Origin of the sequence: Actinocrinis sp., assembly GCF_035946395.1 — a bacterium.
In the GTDB taxonomy this organism is placed as follows: domain Bacteria; phylum Actinomycetota; class Actinomycetes; order Streptomycetales; family Catenulisporaceae; genus Actinocrinis.
Genome location: NZ_DASYZI010000100.1, coordinates 14,791 through 33,010, shown reverse-complemented (window position 1 = coordinate 33,010; position 18,220 = coordinate 14,791). Strand labels below are relative to the sequence as shown.

Sequence of the window (18,220 nt, the reverse complement as noted above, 5' to 3'; positions counted from 1 at the left end):
ATGGCGCGTGAGCGCAACCAACCGGTATGGCTCGCGCGTATCATCAACGGCAGCTTGGCTCCGGCTTCGCGGGGATTGCGCCGGATCATCACAGGAGGAACAGTCTTCATGCCCAGCTCACGCATCGCCTTCAGGCATGAGGCGAATCCGGTCGAGGCGATCACGGAGCAGGCCGGCGCGTCGGACGACGGGGACGACGCGGACCCGCCCCTCAGCCCCGCCGGGCCCCTGTCGTTGCGCGAGGTACGCGTTCCGCACGCGGCCAAGCTGGTGCTCGGGCTCTGCGTCACCGCGTTCTGCGCCATCCTCTACGCCGCGCGCAACCTCGACTTCTACTTCGACGAGTGGTCCTTCATCGGCACGGCGGGGCACTGGCAGCTGCGCGACTACTTCGTGCCGCACAACGAGCACTGGTCCACCGTCCCGATGCTGATCTACAAAGCCCTGCTCGACACCGTCGGGCTGCGCAGTTACCTGCCGTACCTCGGAGTGCTCCTGCTGCTGCACGTGAGCATCGCGTTCCTGCTCTTCCTGATCATCCGCCGGCGCGGCGGCGATGTGCTGGCACTGTCGGCCGCTGCGGTCATGCTGTTCCTCGGCCGCGGCTACGAGAACCTGCTGTGGGCCTTCCAGATCGGCTTCCTCGGGTCGGTCGCCTTCGGCCTGCTGGCGATTTACCTGCTCGGCGGTGGCGGCGGCGAGGTGCCGGGCCGCCTGCGCGCGGTAGGCGGCTCCGCAGCGCTGCTGCTCGCCCTGATGTCCTCCGGCATCGGACTGTTCTTCTTCGCCGCGGCCGCGGTCGACCTGTTTCTCGACGGCCGCCGCCGCAGGCTGCTGTGGGTGCACATCGCGCCGGGTCTGGCCTACCTGTGGTGGTACTTCACGTTCGGCCAGGAAGCGGTCGCCCAAGACCACACGCACTTCGGCCTCAAGACGCTGGAAGGCCTGGTCGGGTACGCCCCCGTGGGCATCGGCTCGGCCGCGGCGGGGACCTTTGCGCTCTCCCCGCTCTGGGCCCCGGTCGCGCTCGCCGGGCTCACCGCGACGGCCGTGCTGCTCTGGTACCGCAAGCGACTGGACACCGGCCTGTCCATCGCCGCCGCCGTGGCGATTGTGCTCCAGTACACGCTCACCGGCCTCGTGCGAGCGCGGTACGGCGACAACCAGGCCATGGCGCCGCGGTACGCCTACATCGGCGCGGTGTTCGTGCTGATGATCCTGGCCGAGGCGCTGCGTGACGCGCGCTGGCGCGGCGTTCGGCGGGCATTCGTGCCGATCACCGCGGCGTGCATGGTCGCGGGCGGTGCCACGGTGCTGGTACAGCAGGCCGGGAGGTGGACCGACACGCTGACGACGCAGAAGTACGAGCTGGAGATCACCTGGCTGTTCCGCGACGCGCCGAGCCTGGACCGCACAGTCGTGCTCGATCGCAGGCTGCTGCCGGTCGTCGACCCGTCGCTCTACATCGCGACGCGCCTGCGTTACGGCACCCACCTGCCGGAGCTGACCGTGGCACAGCTGGCCGGGATCAAGCCGCTCATCGTCAACAGCGAGATGCGCACTCTATTGCCGCTGCACGTGACATCCACGACGAGCAGCACGCCGCTGCCCGCGCAATGCCGGTCGGCTGTCCCGACCGGCAGTCACGTGGACCTGACTGTGCCGGACGGCTCGACGGCCTCAGTGCAGACGCTCGGCGCACACGCGGCCAGTCAGGTGAACCTCGCCGCGTGGTACCTGGGCAACAAGCCGGACGGCGGCTACCAGCAGTGGTGGAGTGTCACGAGCGGCCACGACCTGACCATCGCGTTCCCCGACTCGGGCCAGCACCTGAGCTGGCACTTCAGGCTCACCGACGCCAGCGGCGGCACCGTGGCCGTCTGCGTCGGCGCGCACTGACGGGACGTAAGAAAGCAAGAAAGACGAGGGCGCCGCCCGGTCATCGCGACCGAACGGCGCCCTCACTCATTTCGGCCAGTTCGTCAGCACTCGCCGGATCATGAGTTGCACTGCCCTGATCTACACTGCCGTGATCCGCGCTGCGGTCACGGGTACGAAACCACGTCGGCCGGCCCACCGGTGGCCGAGTCGGCCGCCGGTCCGGTGCCGTTGATCACCGAGTCGATGCCGCCGGCCCCGGTGAGGAACACGGTCAGGATGTCGTGGAACTGGACTCCCGGCGTGTCAGGGGCCTGGAACGCCATGGAGTTGTGGATGTCGACGCCCTGGTTGAAGAAGGTGTAGCTGCCCAGGCCGTAGCCCTGGAAGCTGGTCACCCACGGCGCGACGTAGAAGGCCGGGTAGCCCTTCTGCGTCGGGCTGTCCATCCAGGCGTCCTGGCTCGGCACCTCGTACGGGTTCTCGTTCTGGAAGAACAGGACGTCGCCGCCCTGGCCGTTCCACACCGTCTCGGTCTTCTGGAAGTGCTCGACCGCGAGGCCGTAGGTGGTGACGTCGTCGCCGTTGACGACGAGGCCGGTGTCGCCCTGGTCGCCGCTCCAGACGCCGGCGCCCGCGCCGTGGTCCGCGCGCCAGATCCACACGTCGTCGAGGACCGAGTCGTCGCTGTTGTCGACGAACGCGGTGTCCGCGCTGCCCGCGGTGGCGCCGCCGACGCGGAAGAACACGTCGTGGACGGTGGCCGGGTGGTCGGCGTCACTGCGCGGCGAGCCGGGCACGCCGAGCTTGAGCAGGACCGGCGACCTGACCGGTCCGGCGTCGAAGATCAGGCCGGAGATGTCGGTCGAGCCGACCTGACCGGTCAGGTCCATCGTCACGTTGCCGTTGGTCGGCACCAGGGTCGGGAAGCCAAGGCCGATGATCTCGGTGTTCGGGTGGACCACGTGGATGGTCTGCGGGATCTGGTACACACCCGGGGTGAACAGCAGATTGTCGCCGAGCGCGAGCGCGAGGTTGATCTGCTGGACCGTGCTGTCCTGGTTGACGACGTAGAACGAGTCGAGCGACAGCGAAGTGCCGGGCGTGCTGCCCGCGCCCCAGGTCGTACCGCTGGAGTTGTGCTGGGCCGACGGCACGAACACCTGGTAGTTACCCGAGGAGTCGAGGTACAGGTACGGCGCTTCCTGAGTCACCGGGCAGGTGGCCAGCGTGGTGTAGGGCGCCGGGCCGCCGCTGTGGCCGGAGCTCGCGCCGAAGCTCTGCGCGGGGGCGCCGTTGTCGCCGCAGAACACCTGGTTCCAGACGCCGTTGGTCCAGCCGTCCAGGTCGCTGTTGCGGGTGATGTACTGCTGCTGCGAGCCGTTGATGATCGTGCTGCCGGTGAACTTCGAGTCGGCGATGAAGCCGCCGCTGGCGTAGTCCGGCGAGCCGTCGCAGTAGTCCATCAGGCTCACCAGGCCGTTGACGATCACCCGGCGCAGCGGGGCGGCCTGTGAAGCGGCCCAGAACTCGGTGTTGCCCTTGCAGCCGGACTGGCCGGCCACGTTGATGGTCAGGTTGGTGACCTCGCGCCAGAAGTTGTCGGTGGCGTTGCAGTTGGTCTGCACGCCGCCGAAGCACTGGTTGTAGACGTCCAGCGAGCCGTTGATCACGGTCTGGTCCGGAGTCTGCCCGAGGCCGGCCACGGTGGTGTAGTAGCCGACCTGGAAGATCAGCGGGTCGGCCTTGGAGCCGTATACGCCGGGCTTGAACAGCAGCTCGTAGCGCTCGGTGCCGAACTGGTTCGACACCTGCTGGTCGGCGATCGTGTTCAGGGTGCTCTGGATCGAGGCCTGAGGCATGCCCGGGTCGAACACGATCACGTTCGGGCCGAGGTCGCCGCCGGTCTGCGGCAGCCCGTTGCCCTGGCCTCCTGCGGCGGCGGTCGCGCTCAACGCGGGGCCGGCGACGAGGCCGAGCGCCGCGACCGCGACTGCCATGGCGCGCCATCGTGGTCTGGTCATGTACCGCCTTGCCTTTCTCTGGGAGACGCGCGCCGGGACTCGGGGGCCTTGGGGTCCGTAAACGATTCCGGTGGCGGGCGTCTCGACTCTGGGGCGCGAACGGGGAGGATGACTGGAGTGTTTGGAGAGCGCTCTCCAGATGCGAAAGTGAACTCTTGCGTTACAGCCGTGTCAAGAGCGCCTGCGATCACGCTCGCGCGCAAGCCTGATCGGGCCGTGCGCCGGACGGAATCGGCCGGGGCCGAGCCTGCACCGCACAAGAATCCCCAACCAGGTCCGAAGAGCCGTCACCGCCCCCGCCCCTCTTCGAACTCGACCATGACCGGCGGCCCAGGTCCGGCCGACGCACACCGGCGGACGAGCCCACAGCCGCACACAAGGCCACGATCAAGCCCGAAGAGCCGTCATCACGCCTCCTCAGTCTTCGAACTCAACCGTGGCCAGCGGCCCACGGTCGGCCGACGCACAGCAGCGGACGAGCCCACAACCACCCACCAGGGCACGATCAAAGCCCGACGAGCCGTCATCACCCGGCGGCGGCCTGTTGTTCATCCCGCCGACTGTTGTTCATCCCGCCGATGTCCGTACTTCGCAGCCCGGCCCGGTCCGGTTCCATGGCGGGACAGAGTCTTTCCGCAAAAGCCAAGGCAATGGGCTGAGAGCGCGGGGGACAGCACGGGCGATGGCGCATTTCAGACGGTTCAGAAATCCTTTGGTCGTATTGGCGACCTGTGTCGCGCTCGCCGGCACGGCCGTGTCCTCCGCATCGGCGGTCGCCGCGGTGCCGATATCGGGGGCCGGCTCGACCTCGGCCGAGAACGCGATCATCACCTGGTCGGCGAATGCGGCGAGCCTGGGCCTCCGGGTGAGCTATGCCGGCACGGGCTCGTCCGACGGCCGCAACCAGTTCAAGAACGGGACCGTCGACTTCGCCGTCTCCGATCTGCCCTATGGCCTGACCGACAACGGCGTCACCGACACGCCGCCCTCACGGCCGTTCAGCTACCTGCCGATCGTCGCCGGACCCGTCGCGTTCGCATACCACCTGACGGTCAATGGGCAACGGCTGACGGGTCTGCGGCTCTCCGGCACCACACTCGCCAAGATCTTCACCCAGGCCGTCACGGTATGGAACGATCCCGCGATCCAGGCGGACAACCCGGGCCTCACGCTGCCCGCCACGGCGATCACCCCGGTCGTGCGCGCCGACGGCTCGGCCACCACCGAGACCTTCACCCACTGGATGGCGACTGAGCAGCCGTCGCTGTGGAACGCCTACTGCGCCGCCGCCGGGCGCGCGACGCCGTGCGCAGCGACGTCCTTCTACCCGGGCGTGCCAGGTACGAACATGATCAGCGTGGCGCTCTCAAGCGGCGTGGCCGGGTACGTGGCGCAGCCCCAGAATGAGGGCTCGATCACGTACGTCGAGTCGACCTACGCGCAGGCTGCGGCCCTGCCGGTGGCGAAGGTCCTCAACGCAGCCGGCTACTACACCGCGCCCAGCGCCGGCGCGGTCAGCGTGTCCCTGCTCACCGCGCAGCTCGACAGCAGCCTGACTGCCAACCTCGACGGCGCGTTCACCGACACCGATCCGCGCGCCTACCCGCTGCCGCAAGTCAGCTATCTGATCGTGCCCACGAGCACCGCCGCCCCGTTCACGGTCGACAAAGGCGCCACACTCGGCGCGTTCGCCTCATATGCGCTGTGCGGCGGTGCGAACGAAGCACAACTCCTGGGCTACACGCCCCTGCCGCAGAACATCGTCCAGGCCGATCTGAACGCGATCCCGCGCATCCCCGGCGCCGGCGCTCCAACCGTCGGCGCCGCGACGTGCGCCGCGCTCGCCACGACCCTGATCGCCAACACCCCGCAGCCGCAGCCCTGCGACCAACTCGGCGCAGTGGTCTGCGGAAGCAGCCAGCTGCCGACGGAATCGATCGACACCACGCTGCCGCCCGGATCCCTGGTCATCTCGGTCGACGCGAACCCGCAGGTAGTGCTGCCGAGCCCGGTGCTCGACCCCTCGGGCGCCCTTTTGCGCACCTCGGGAAGCCTCAGCCCACTGACGGTCACCGACAACCGCGCGGGCGACCCCGGCTGGAGCGTCAGCGCCCAGGCCGGCGACTTCAGCGACGGCATGGGGCACAGCATCGCCGGGCTGAACCTGGGTTGGACGCCGTCGGTGATCGACGCCACCGCGGCGCAGACCGTCACGGTGGGCTCCCCCGTGGCGCCCGGCAACGGCGGCGGCCTGAGCACCGCGCGCACCTGGGCGACCGCGACCGGGCTCGGCACCACGCACCTCGGCGCCGACGTACAACTCGACGTCCCCACCTCGACGCTCGCGGGGACGTACACCGCGACGCTGACTGTGACCGCCATCTAGCCCACTGTTATCTAAGCCACTGATATCTAAGCCACTGTGTTACCCAGGGAGCCATCGCCCATATGGGCGCTCCCCAGATGGCCTTCCCACCGTGCGAGTACGACGCCGCACGGTCAGTCTCGATCTGTCATCGCTCATCCCGGGCGGACGATCAGAAGGGACACTGGCATGGCCGGAAAGTTCGAGCTCTACACCGACGCGGCGGGCAAGTACCGCTTCCGCCTCAAGGCCGGCAACGGCGAGATCATCGCGGTCGGCGAAGCGTACACCTCGAAGATGGCGGCGATGAACGGGATCGACTCGATCAAGCGCCAGGCCGCCGAGGCGTCGGTGCACGACATGACCTCCGAGACTCCGGCCAAGCCGGCGCAGCAGAAGCCGGGGGCGCACAAGCCGGCCAAGCCGGCCAAGCAGCCCGCGTCGTCGATGTCGTCTCACTGACGCGCTGACGCCGCCTGGGCGGGCTCAGCGCGGCACCGGGAGCCGGACAAAACGCTCACGAGGCGTGTCCGGCTCCCAGGCGTGTCGCCGGAGAATCACCCGAACCGGCCGTGCACGTAATCCGCGGTGCGCGCGTCGTGCGGGTCCCCGAAGATCTGCTCGGTCGGCCCCGCCTCGACGATGTGGCCCGGCGATCCCTCGCTCGCCAGGAAGAAGGCGCAGCTTCGGGAGACCCGGGCCGCCTGCTGCATGTTGTGCGTCACGATGACGATGGTGACCTGCCCCGCGAGTTCGGCGATCGTGTCCTCGATCCGCCGGGTGGAGGTGGGGTCGAGCGCGGAGCAGGGTTCGTCCATCAGCAGCACGTCGGGATTCACCGCCAGCGAGCGGGCGATGCAGAGCCGCTGCTGCTGCCCTCCGGACAGGGCGCCGCCAGGAGAGCGCAGACGGTTGTGCACCTCGTTCCACAGCCCCGCGCGGCGCAGGCTGTCCTCCACGACCGCGTCGCGGTCCGCGACCTTCATCCCGGAGAGCTTGAGCCCGCTGGCGACGTTGTCGTAGACGGTCATGGCCGGGAAGGGGTTCGGCTTCTGGAAGACCATCCCGATCCGTTTGCGCACCTCGGCCGGGCGCACCGAAGGGTCGTAGATGTCCTGATCCGCTAGCAGCACCTTTCCGGCCAGCGCCGCGCCGCGGATCATCTCGTGCATGCGGTTGAGAATCCGCAGATAGGTGGACTTCCCGCAGCCGGAGGGCCCGATCAGCGCCGTCACCTCGCCGAGGGGGAAGGCCAGCGAGACCCGCTCAAGCACCTTGTGATCGCCGAACCACGCGGAAACCCCCTCGGTGGCCAGGGCGGCGGACGGCGCGGGCAATGCCGCAAGGCTCTGCTCCGAGCTGACAGTGGCCTCGTTCGTCGTGCTCATCTCGTCACGTTCCCTCAGGTCGCGATCAGTTCAGGTTGGGGAGCAGCGCGGCCGTGTTCTCGTACACGGCCCAGGCCACCGCGATCACCGCCGGCGCCACGCACAGATAGGCGGCCCAGCGCGACCACGACTGCGCGGCGACCACCCCGCCCACCGCGAGCAGCAGCAGCGCTTGAGACCACAGCGCCAGCGGCAGCAGCGCGCCCGGATCGCCGGCCAGGTACTTCTCCTGCGGGGTGATCCGCGGCCAGCCGCCCGGATTCTGCTGCGGCGTGCCCGTCAGGTCCGCGGAAACCATGAGCGCGCCGTTGGAGAGCAGCCCGCTGTTGCCGGTCTCCAGAACCAGCCGGTTCGCGGTGGTGTCGGGCGCCGGTGAGCTCGCGGAGCCGAAGGAGGCGACCTTGTAGGTGGAGACGCCCTGTCCTGTCGTCACCGTGATGCGATCGCCCTGGTTCAGCCGCATGAGATGAGCGAACGGCGCGCCGAACGTGGCGGCCCGCCCGTAGATCACGCTGACGCCGGCCTGTCCCGGCAGCGCGGAGGCGCGCACGTGCCCGGGGCCGCGCATCATGTCGCCCGACGTGGTCCCCTCGACGACGACGAGCCCGGATATTCCCAGGCTGGGGATGTCCACCAGCGCGACGGGAGCGCCTTCGGGGATGTAGCGGACGGTGGTGCCGTCCGGATCCAAGGTCGGGCCGACCGGCGCGGTGGCCTGGCTCAGCTGCGCGGCGAACGTCTTGTACAAGACGCTCTGCTCACGCGCCTCGGCCACGCCGGACAGGCCGTAGAGGTACACGAAGAATCCGCAGACGAGCAGCGCGGCGAACGTCAGCGCCATGCCGACGCGGCGTGCGACGCCGTCCGCGGGCGCAGACGGCCTCGGGAGCTCGACAAGCCTCGGACGCGGGCCCGCCTGCACCCCGGCCGGGGATGGGAGCGTCTGGACCGCCACGGCTCAGCCCTGCTTCCGGCGGCGCTGTAGCCAGATGCCGATGGAGGAGGGTACGGCGATCGCGGCGAGCAGTTCGAGCACGGTCAGGATGGCGAGGATGATCTGCTGGTCGGAGCTGCCGGCGACCGCGACCGGTTCGGCGTAGACCGCCTGGGGGCCGCCGTTGTTGAACCCGCTCGTGAGGATCTGCCCGGTGTTGGGGTCGATGGTGCCGCCGCCGCTGCCCGCGCCGTTGCCCGCCGCCGACGACGAGGGGCCCGCCCCGGACGTGGGTCCGCCCGTGGTGCCGTTGCCGCCCGAACCGCCGGAACCACCGCCGGTCCCGGAACCGGAGCCGGTGTTCACCGCCTCGCCGTTTCGCACCGCGCAGTTGAGCGGGGCGGTGACCTTGTCGCACGGGCTCGGCATCGGCGCGTCGACGATCAGGTGATTGACGCCGTTGGAGTAGGTCGGGTTGTCGCAGCCGTTCAGCTGGTTCAGGTCCGGAGTCGGCACGTGGCCGGGCATGTGGTCCACCTGCGTGAACCCGCCGACCACCAGGTTCTTCGGCAGCGGCGAGTAACCCAGCACCCCGGCGCTCGACTGTGCGCCGCAGAGCACGTAGTTGAGCCAGGTGCCCAGCGTCACGCCCTTCTGGGTGTTCCAGTTGGGAGGCGGCTGGTTGTTACCGCCTCCGCCGACGTCCCGCGGGATGATCAGATAGCTGTAACTCGACAGCGGATAAGTACGTGGATCGGAGTACGCGTAGACGTTGTCGAGGTTCTGCATCAGGAAGTCGACATCGCTCGGGTTCTCGTCGATGATCGCCGCCTGGAGCGCGATCGCCACGTTCGACGGCGTGGGCAGCGTGTAGTAGCCCGCCGAGTTGAGCATCTTGACCGCGGGCAGGCTGTAGTTGAGCGCGTAGGCGTATTCGTCGTAACCGATCGAGCCCTCGCTGATCGGCGAGGCGAGGAACGTGGCGACCTGGTCCGAGCCGTCCTTCTGGATGGAGCCGCCGAACCCGGGGTAGAACTCGGTCGGCCCGCAGGGCGAGGGACCGCCGTGCGCCTGGCAGAATCCGTTCCACAGGGACGAGTACTGCTTCGAGAGCCAGCGGGTGAACATGTAGCTGGCGCCCGAGCCGTCCGACCGGGTGATCACCGTGATCGGCTGGCTGGGCAGCTGCACCCCGTAGTCGCGGGTGATCGCGGGGTCGCTCCAGTTGGTGATCGACCCGGTGAAGATCCTGGCCAGGGTCAGGCCGGACAGCCGCAGATTGCGGATCTTCTGTCCGCCGACGACCAGGTTGTAGACGAAGGTCGTGCCGCCCGCGACGATCGGGATGTACGAGAAGTTCCATCCCACGTTCTCGACGCCCGGGTTGAAGGGGTCGCCCTGTTTGAGGAACGCGATGTCCGAGCCGGCGAAGTCGTTCTGGTTCTCGATGTAGTGTTCCCGGCCCTGGGCGGAGCCGTCGCCGGTGTAGCTGATCTGGATGCCCTGCGTCACCATGTCCCGCGCCCACTGCGCGATCGCGGGCTCGGCCCAGGACGAACCGTCGCCTTGTAGAGGGACATACGAGACCGCGTGCGCGGGAGCGACAGGCACGGTCGCGACGGTTAACGCCGCCGCGAGCATTGCTGCGAAGCGGCGGATGCTACGCGGACGCATCGGAGGCCCTTTCGAGGGAGGTGGCGTACAAGTCGCGGGCGATCCGCCGACGCTGACGGCGAGTCAGTTCGCCGGGTGCTTTGCCGCCGACGGTGCGGGCGATGGTGAACAGCACCAAGACGACGATGATCAGCACCAGCGCGGCGCCGAAACCGCGGTCGATCATCGACTGCTGCGGGTAGTGGACCGCGTCGTAGATGAACAACGGCAGGCTGGTCTGCCAGTGGTGCAGCGGGTCGGTGTTCATGAAGGGGCTGACACCCGAGGTCAGCAGCACCGGAGCGGTCTCGCCGATCGCCCGCGCCATGCCGAGCACGACGGCCGTCGTCAGGCCCGAACGCGCGGTGGGCAGCACGACGGTCCACACCGTGCGCCACTGGCTCGCGCCGAGCGCGTACGACGCCTCGCGCAGGGCCTGCGGCACGAGGCGCAGCATCACCTCGGAGGAGCGCGCGACGAAGGGGATCATCATCACGGTCAGGGCGAGTCCCGCGGCCAGGCCGGAGCGCTCGAATCCGAGCGAGAGCACGAAGAGGGCGTAGATGAACAGCCCGGCGATGATCTCCGGCAGCGAGGTCATCGCCTCGACCAGCGACCGGACCGGGCGGGCCATCCGGCCGCCGACCTCGGCCAGGAACAGCGCGGCGAGGATGCCGAGCGGAACGGCGATGGCCGTCGCGATGCCCATCTGCATCAGCGATCCCACGATCGCCTGGAGCACGCCGCCCACGGTGAGCGGATCCCGCGCGCCGGCCTGCGCCATGGTCTGGGTGAAGAAGTTGAGGTGCCGCAGCGCGGGCTCGCCCCGGTAGATCGTGTAGCCGATCTGGTCGAGGATGATGCCGACGATCAGCAGCCCGGTGCTGTACATCACCGCGGCCACCACCCGGTCGACCACCGCCCGCCGGCCCCAGACGATCGCCGTCACCACGCCGTACACGCCGAGGAAGAACAGGTAGCCCAGCAGCCAGAAACCGAGCGCGCCGGTGAGCGGGAGTATGCGTTCGTACGCCACCCAGCAGAACCCGATCGCCGCGGCGGCCGAGCCCAGGAGCGCGAGCAGGCCGTCCGCGGTGAAGGTGCGCAGCCTGATCCGCTGCTCGGCCGCCGCGGCGGGCCGCTGCGGTGCCGCCGCGGCCGCGGGCGAGGGAGCCTCGCCGAGTTCTGCGGGAAGAACGTCGGTCATCGCAGCTTCGCCCCTTCAGTCGGCGGTCTGAAGGCCGGAGCGCGACCGGGTGACGATCACTCCGGCCGCGGCGTTGACGGCCAGGGTCACGACGAACAACACGAGGCCGGCCGCCATCAGCGCGGAGATCACCTGTGGGGTCGAATCCTGATAGCGCAGCGCGATCAGCGAGGCGATCGAGTACCCGCCGTGTTGGAGGACGTGCGTGTTGATGTAGAGGACCGGGGAGATGATCAGCGAGACCGCGATGGTCTCTCCCATCGCGCGGCCGAATCCCAGCATGATCGCGCCGATCATCCCGCCGCGCCCGTACGGCAGTACGACCGTGCGGATCATCCCCCACCGGCTGGAACCCAGCGCGTAGGCGGCCTCCCGCTCACCCTGCGGCGTCTGGGAGAACACCTCGCGGCTGATCGAGGTGACGATCGGGATGACCATCAGGGAGACCACGAGCCCGGCGAGGAAGGGCGAGGAGGTGAAGCTGCTCTGGACGTCGTTGTCGACCTTCAGCGGGACGCGGACGGCTCCGAGGTGGTCGGAGATCCACCGGCCGAGGCCGATGATTCTGGACTGGAGGAAGAACACGCCCCACAGCGCGTACACGATGCTGGGGATCGCCGCCATCAGGTCGACCAGCGCGATCAGCGCTCGTCGCAGCGGCACCGGGGCGTACTCCGCGATGAACAGCGCGGTGACCAGCGCGATCGGTACGGCGATCAGCAGGGCGATGACCGCGATGATGATCCCGTTGACCAGGATGGAGCCGATGCCGAAGTGTCTGGTGCCGGGCAGCCACTCGAAGGTGGTCAGGAAGTGCCAGCCCGCCAGGCGGAACGAACTCCATGACCGGGTCACCAGGAACAGCGCGATCAGTCCGGTGATGACGAACACCGCGATGCCGCCGCCGCGCAGCAACCCGCGGAAGACCCGGTCGGCGGCGGTCACCGGGGCGACGATGATGCGTGGCGTGTCCGGATCCGCGACCGCCGGCAGGACGGCGGTCAGCGGCTGCGTCGGTGTCGAATCAGCCATCGAGGCCGCCCTGCCCGCCGCCGGAACCGGGCTTCCCGCGGCGCCGCCGCGATCCCGGCAGATTCCCGTTCGCGATGGCCAGCGTCAGCGGCCCGCCGATCGCGAGCAGCCCGCCGAGCACCAGGGCCGCGATGAGCACGATGCGCGCCACGTCGCCGGAGTCGGAGCCCTTGGTGCCGAGGCCCACCGGCTGTTGCCCGTTCGCCTGGGCGCCGGCTGTCGGCGTGCTCTGAGCCGAGGGGCTCGCCGTGCCAGACACGCTGTGCCCGCCGAGCGAGCCACCGCCGACACCTGAGGACCCGAGAAGACCGCCACCGCCGCCGCCCGAACCGCCCGACGACTTCGGCGGGATCTGCCCCGAGACCGTCGTGTCCCCGGCCGCACTGGTGCACGACTGGCTCGACACCGCCTGGGCCGCGGCACGCGTCTGCGCCTTCTGCGCGTCGTCGAGCGCGAGATATCCGCCGAAGGGCGGCAACTGGCCGAGGTCCGTGCCGTACAGCTGCGCGGTCGTGGCGACGTTCGTCAGGAAGCCGGAGATCGCCTTGACCTTGCCCTGGGACAGCCCGCAGGTCGGCACCATCGCGTACTGGACCTCGGTGAGCGGATAAGCACCCGCGCTGGTGGCCGCGAAATCCTGATATTGGGTGATCTTGTCCGGGTTGGTCTTCATCGCGCCCACGGCCGCCGACATCGACTCGATGGTGGGCGCCTCGTAGTTGCCCGCGGGATTCAGCAGCTGCGCCGTCGGGAACCGGAACGCGGCCGCGGTGCCCTGGTCCATGATCGCGAACAGGGTGCGGGTCGGCAGGTTCTCCGGGCCGGCCTTCAGGTTGGTCAGCGGGCACGGCGGCGTCTGGCCGACCACGGCGCAGTTGGCGGCGAAGCTGAGCGCCGAACTGGTCCAGTTCGCCAGGTGCGCGGCCACGTTGTCCAGGCCGGTCACCGGGTTCCACGCGTTCTGCATCGCGATGCTGTACTGGCCCTGACTCGGGTTGGCGACGTTGAACCCGGGGTCGAAGATCTCGAACTGGCTGATCGGGTAGCTCTGCCCGGTTTTGAAGTACGTGTTGACGTGCATGTGGCTGTACGGGTCGGGCTGGCCTTCCAGGAATGCCCTCGCCGCGGGGTCCGACACGATCCAGCGAGTCAGCTCGTATGTCAGGTCGCTGTTGCCCGCGATCACGATCGGGTAGAAGTCGCCGCCGACGCGCGCCTGCTCCTCGTCGAAGTCGGCCGTCGTGTACTGCGGGTTGAGCGCCAGGAACTCGGGGTCGGCGAAGATGTCCGTCGGATTCCCGACCACGCCGAGATCGCAGAACTCTGTCTGGATGGTCTGGCCGGCGCCGCACTGCTGGGTGAACTGGAGGCTGTAGGACTCGGTGAGCAGCTTCGCCAGCAGGCGTGCGTTCAGCTTCAGGTCCGTGATCGGTTCCAGGGACTTCTGGTCGTCTATGTAATACGCGACCGCGATCCCGGTCGTGGCGATCGGCGCGTAGGTGAACTTGCGCGACGAGGCCGCGCTCTGATCGCTCGGCGGCGGATCGGTGACCAGCGCGACGTCGGTGCGCGCGGTCAGCGCGGCGTTGCCGGACAGGAAGTCGGAACGGGCCTGATACTCGTTCGCGGCCGAGTTGTAGTCGAACGAGATCCGGTTCTGCGCGTCGAGGCACCAGGCCGGACGCCACTGGTTCATCGCCCGTTCCAGCGCGGGAGCGCCTTCGGAGACGAACTGGTAGGCGCGCGCCGGGCAGTACTGGGTGGGCGTCTTGGCGAACGAGATCGGTATGACGATCCGGTCGTTCCACGCGCAGATGTCGAACTCGCCGAGCGGGCTGTTGCCGGCGTATCCGGCCTCGATGTTCACGAGGTCGTTGGTGTGGTCGTCGCACGAGGTCGGCGCGTTCGGCGGAAGCGTGGAGGACGGCTCGTTCGGCACTCCGCCCCAGTTGGGCACCACGACGATGGAGCACGCGTGCTTGTCGGTACACCCGAGCAGGTTGTTCTCCACCGCGGTCTGGATCTGGATGTCGGCGTATCCGGTGCCGCAGACGGTGTCGCTCGGCACGCTCGTGCAGTCGCCGAACTCGGTCGAGTTGCCCCCGCGGGTGAACCCCTCGACCGCGTTCGGCTTCACCCCGCTCTGGCTGATGCCCTGGTTGGTGAACTGGCTGTTGCAGTCGGACAGGCTCGCCGGGGTCGCACTGGCGCACTCGTAGACGCTCACCGCGTACTGCGACTGGGACTGGCCGCCGTTGTACTGGTTCGGCCACTGGGGCCAGTTGCCGTTCTGCGTCGAGGTCGGGGTGAAGTTGGACCAGGAGACGTGGACCATCTGGTTGGTCAGGTTCGAGGTCTGATCAACCGTGACGGTCGGCGTCAGGCCGGTCTGGCCGCCGAGGTTGTTGATGTTCCCGTTCACGTCGGCGCCGCCGGTACCGCCGTCGATCCACCAGTCCCAGGCGGTCTCGCCGCCGAAGGTGCCCGAGCACGTCTGACCTGAGCCGGTCGGCGCGCACGACGTGTTGCCGACGCCCACCGACGAACTCGCCGCCGCGCGGGAGACCGGACTGGCAACCCCGAATGCGGGGCCTGAGGCGGTGACCGCACCGGCCACCACGAGTACAGCCGTGAACACCTGCAAACGGTGACCGAGAGGTGCCGCGCCGCCGATCCGCGGACTGCGTCCGCGCCGCAATCCCATGACCAAACCTCTCCTAGCGCTGGTTTTCCCGACCACATGTTTCCAGCCACGCATTTTCAACCATGTGTTTCCGACCACGCGTTTCCAACCACAGTGCACGCCGGGACGCTGTCAGATTCGACGCGTGCGTCCGGCCTGCCCCGGACCTTCCTGAACGTGTATCAGAGCCTTGCTCAGAGCCTTGCCCACCCAGGTGGACCGCCAGCCCAATTCAAGTGAACTGTAAGTAAATAACTCACATCGCTAGTTTACATGTCAATAAATTACAAAGCGCATTAACATCACCATCTTTCACGGAAATCGCGGACCGACATGCACCACCTGTGCACCGTCCGCGGCGGCTGCCCGCACCGCAGCGCGGGCAGCCCTGCGTCACGGCGTCAGGCGACGGTCCACGTCGCGGCGAAGCTGCCGACCGACTGGCCCGCGGTGAAGACCGAAGTGTGCAGCGCACTGTCCAGCAGCGCTGCGCCGGCCGCGTCGATCTGAGTGCTGGTCGCGCCGAAGTTCTGAGTCGAACCGCTGATGGAGGCGCTCAGCGCGCCGCCCAGGTCGACCAGCGGCGTCTCGCCGCTCGTCGTGGTCTGGCCGTCGAACTGGGCGTCGGTCAGGTCGAACAGCAACCCGCCGAGGTTGACCGTCCGGCCGTTCAGGCTGAAGCCGAGGATCGAGCCGGCGTAGGAGATGGTGCCGGCGAAGTTCTGTAGGTTGGCGTCGCCGCCTGTCGCGGTGTAGACGATCGTGACCGAGCCGTTGCTGTTGTACGTCACCGAGGCAGCGTTCTGCGGCACCAGGATGACGCCGGCGTGCACCATCTGACTGATGAAGGAACTGGAGACGGTCAGCGTGACGCTGCCGCTCGCCACCGCCGCGTGTGCCGCACTCGCGCCGGCGCCCACCAGGGCGATGGCACCGAGGGCTGCCGTGGAAACCGCGGCGGCGCGCTTGACGAGTCCGCGCATGGAAATCTCCTCCTGCTGTCGGGAACTGATCCGCGGCGCGTGATTACGCACACCGCGTGAAAACGGCGGCGGCGCTGGACGCACCGGGGCCGGGCTCTGGGCACAGTCGGCCAGTAATGAGAACACTGCGATAACTTGCGGCGACGAGCCGCACGGCGAAGACCGGTCCCGGTCGACGCGGACCTGGACCCGGGCGCGGGCGCAGACCTGTTCCTGCTGCTCCACGCACAGTGCGGACCCTCTCTCATCACGGCTGGACCAGTCGGCATCACCGCCGACGCGAGCACCCTCTTGGCGCCAAGCGTCATCGATCTCTGACAAACGTTAGATCCAGGTGAAATATAGGGGGACGTTGCATGTAACATCGGACCACTTCGAACCACACCAGCAACGCTGGTCACGATCTCGCAGGTCAGCGGCCTAGCAACCGCCCATTCATCCAATACCTGACGAAGATTCAGACACTTTTCCGCGAGCCGCGAGTTCACATCAGCAGGCTGTCAGCGCCCGGCTGCACAGCAGTCGCATTTCGGCCACCGGAAGCTGATGACTCAGACTACGAACACGTATGGCGCGCCGCTCGATCTGCCCGATTGGCCTCGTTCTGCCAGAGTACGTGACGCCGGATAGATGATGAGCTGCCCGTTTTTGCACCGACTACTCACCAGTGATCATCAAGCGCATAAATCGTACCGCAGAGCTTCACAGAGAAATCACATTTATCAGAGATCGATGATATTTCGTACAGACTTCGCATAAGTACTCTGCGTACGTCGGCGTTACGCCGATCGGTTCGTCTGAGAAGTATGAGACGTGCCGGTAACGCACGGTTTCCGCAAACTAAAAGGAGCAGACTCGTGCGCTCAGTTCGCACTCTCGCACTGGCAGGGGCAGCGATCCTCGCCCTGTCGGTGAGCATGGGCCCGGCCATGGCCGACCCGCCGGCCAACACCACCGTCGCCACCACGGACGTCGTGACCGTCGGCTCGGACACCACCCAGTACGTCCACGACCAGCTCTCGCTCGACTGGAACGGCCAGACCCCGGCGCCGGCGAACAAGTACTACAGCTGGGACGCGGTCAACCCGACCACCGGTCTGCCCGGCGACAAGATCCAGACCAAGGGCACCTCGACCGCGGACCCCAACTGCAACATCACCCGCCCCAACGGCTCGGGCGCCGGCATCGCGCAGGTCGAGGCCAAGCTCAAGACGCACGACGGCAACTACTGCGTCGACGACGCCCGCGCCTCCCGCCAGCTGAAGGCCGCGGACGGCGCCGACCTGCTCGCGGTGGACGAGGCCAAGGACCTGATCACCGTCTCGGTGACCTCGGGCGGCGACGGCACGCAGTCCGGCATCGCGGTCAGCGACACCCCCGTCAACGAGCTCAAGGCCATTTACGACTGCAACGCCGCGGAGATCAACTCCGGCTTCTCCGGCAACGTGACCTGGGCGGAGATCGGCAGCACCGGTGCCGGCAAGAACAACCAGATCATCCCGGTGCTGCCGCAGGCCAACTCCGGCACCCGCGCGACCTTCCTCAGTGACATCGGCGTGACCTGGAGCACCCCGCCGTCCTGCGTGGTCAACGGCACCAACGGCAGCGGCGGCATCATCGAGGAGAACGAGGGCACCAACGCCGAGTTCGGCCCGGACACCTTGTTCCCCTACTCCGCCGGCGTCTACGTCTGCCAGACCATCACCAAGAAGTGCCCGGACATCCACGGCAGCCAGGTGCTTCTGAACATCGATGGCAAGGCCCCGATCGTGAACAACGTGATCAACGTCTCGGGCCTGAACGCCTTCCCGGCGAAGTACATCCGCGACCTGTACATCGTCTCCCTCAACGGCTTCAAGCAGACCCCGCAGACCTGCACCGACCCCTCGGACTACGGCTTCGTCAACACCTGCATCCCGAACTACCTCAAGGCCCACCTCGGAGGCGGCACTCCCGGCCCGAAGGCAGCGGTATGCGGCACGATGGCGGCGGCCGACTACGCCAGCTTCGGCTTCAAGATCTCGCCGACCTGCGGCGCCGTCATCAGCAACAGCAACTGACAACCGATCGCCC

The 18,220-nt window shown here is 68.1% G+C and carries 11 protein-coding genes and 1 pseudogene; 4 read left to right on the top strand and 8 right to left on the bottom strand.

The window, feature by feature from the left end:
- Positions 1–108: 108 nt before the first annotated feature.
- Positions 109–1,899: a hypothetical protein gene (locus tag VGS97_RS06705; RefSeq protein ID WP_326852359.1), complete on the top strand. Its 1,791-nt coding sequence runs from the start codon at positions 109–111 to the stop codon at positions 1,897–1,899.
- Positions 1,900–2,045: 146 nt separating this feature from the next.
- On the opposite strand, the gene VGS97_RS06700 is transcribed toward VGS97_RS06705, so the two are convergent.
- Positions 2,046–3,878 carry a hypothetical protein gene (locus tag VGS97_RS06700; protein ID WP_326852358.1) on the bottom strand — a complete coding sequence of 611 codons (1,833 nt, stop codon included), beginning with the start codon at positions 3,876–3,878 and terminating at the stop codon, positions 2,046–2,048.
- Positions 3,879–4,623: 745 nt separating this feature from the next.
- Between VGS97_RS06700 and VGS97_RS06695 the strand changes: the two genes are divergently transcribed.
- Together VGS97_RS06695 and VGS97_RS29445 are read left to right on the top strand one after the other, a co-directional pair.
- Positions 4,624–6,288, top strand: a complete 1,665-nt coding sequence (locus VGS97_RS06695; protein WP_326852357.1) for a substrate-binding domain-containing protein — start codon at positions 4,624–4,626, stop codon at positions 6,286–6,288.
- A 168-nt stretch (positions 6,289–6,456) separates the two neighbouring features.
- A pseudogene (locus VGS97_RS29445) lies at positions 6,457–6,621 on the top strand (YegP family protein); the annotation flags it as partial.
- A 203-nt stretch (positions 6,622–6,824) separates the two neighbouring features.
- Here the strand turns inward: VGS97_RS29445 and VGS97_RS06685 are convergent.
- From VGS97_RS06685 to VGS97_RS06655, 7 genes are all read right to left on the bottom strand, one after another.
- On the bottom strand, positions 6,825–7,655 hold the full coding sequence (locus tag VGS97_RS06685) for a phosphate ABC transporter ATP-binding protein (RefSeq protein WP_326852355.1): 831 nt from the start codon (positions 7,653–7,655) through the stop codon (positions 6,825–6,827).
- 25 nt (positions 7,656–7,680) lie between these two features.
- Positions 7,681–8,610, bottom strand: a complete 930-nt coding sequence (locus VGS97_RS06680; protein ID WP_326852354.1) for a sortase — start codon at positions 8,608–8,610, stop codon at positions 7,681–7,683.
- A 3-nt stretch (positions 8,611–8,613) separates the two neighbouring features.
- Positions 8,614–10,263, bottom strand: a complete 1,650-nt coding sequence (locus tag VGS97_RS06675; protein ID WP_326852353.1) for a substrate-binding domain-containing protein — start codon at positions 10,261–10,263, stop codon at positions 8,614–8,616.
- Positions 10,250–11,449: a phosphate ABC transporter permease PstA gene (gene pstA, locus VGS97_RS06670; RefSeq protein ID WP_326852352.1), complete on the bottom strand. Its 1,200-nt coding sequence runs from the start codon at positions 11,447–11,449 to the stop codon at positions 10,250–10,252. The genes VGS97_RS06675 and pstA overlap by 14 nt, the downstream gene beginning before the upstream one ends.
- 15 nt (positions 11,450–11,464) lie before the next feature.
- A complete protein-coding gene (gene pstC / locus VGS97_RS06665) occupies positions 11,465–12,481 on the bottom strand; it encodes a phosphate ABC transporter permease subunit PstC (protein ID WP_326852351.1) in 1,017 nt (338 codons plus the stop codon).
- Entirely contained in the window at positions 12,474–15,119 is a 2,646-nt protein-coding gene (locus VGS97_RS06660) for a hypothetical protein (RefSeq protein WP_326852350.1), read from the bottom strand. Before VGS97_RS06660 ends, pstC begins: the two co-directional genes overlap by 8 nt.
- Before the next feature lie 446 nt (positions 15,120–15,565).
- Complete coding sequence (locus VGS97_RS06655; RefSeq protein ID WP_326852348.1) at positions 15,566–16,147, bottom strand: hypothetical protein; 582 nt, start codon at positions 16,145–16,147, stop codon at positions 15,566–15,568.
- Positions 16,148–17,004: 857 nt separating this feature from the next.
- On the opposite strand from VGS97_RS06655, the gene VGS97_RS06650 reads away from it, so the two are divergent.
- Positions 17,005–18,207, top strand: coding sequence for a hypothetical protein (locus tag VGS97_RS06650; protein WP_326852347.1), 1,203 nt, complete (start codon positions 17,005–17,007; stop codon positions 18,205–18,207).
- The last annotated feature ends 13 nt before the right edge of the window (positions 18,208–18,220 follow it).

Coding starts and splice junctions, on each gene's coding strand:
- VGS97_RS06700 (WP_326852358.1), bottom strand. CDS start 3,878: ATGGCAGTCGCGGTCGCGGCGCTCGGCCTCGTCGCCGGCCCCGCGTTG.
- VGS97_RS06675 (WP_326852353.1), bottom strand. CDS start 10,263: ATGCGTCCGCGTAGCATCCGCCGCTTCGCAGCAATGCTCGCGGCGGCG.
- VGS97_RS06705 (WP_326852359.1), top strand. CDS start 109: ATGCCCAGCTCACGCATCGCCTTCAGGCATGAGGCGAATCCGGTCGAG.
- pstA (WP_326852352.1), bottom strand. CDS start 11,449: ATGACCGACGTTCTTCCCGCAGAACTCGGCGAGGCTCCCTCGCCCGCG.
- VGS97_RS06685 (WP_326852355.1), bottom strand. CDS start 7,655: ATGAGCACGACGAACGAGGCCACTGTCAGCTCGGAGCAGAGCCTTGCG.
- VGS97_RS06655 (WP_326852348.1), bottom strand. CDS start 16,147: ATGCGCGGACTCGTCAAGCGCGCCGCCGCGGTTTCCACGGCAGCCCTC.
- pstC (WP_326852351.1), bottom strand. CDS start 12,481: ATGGCTGATTCGACACCGACGCAGCCGCTGACCGCCGTCCTGCCGGCG.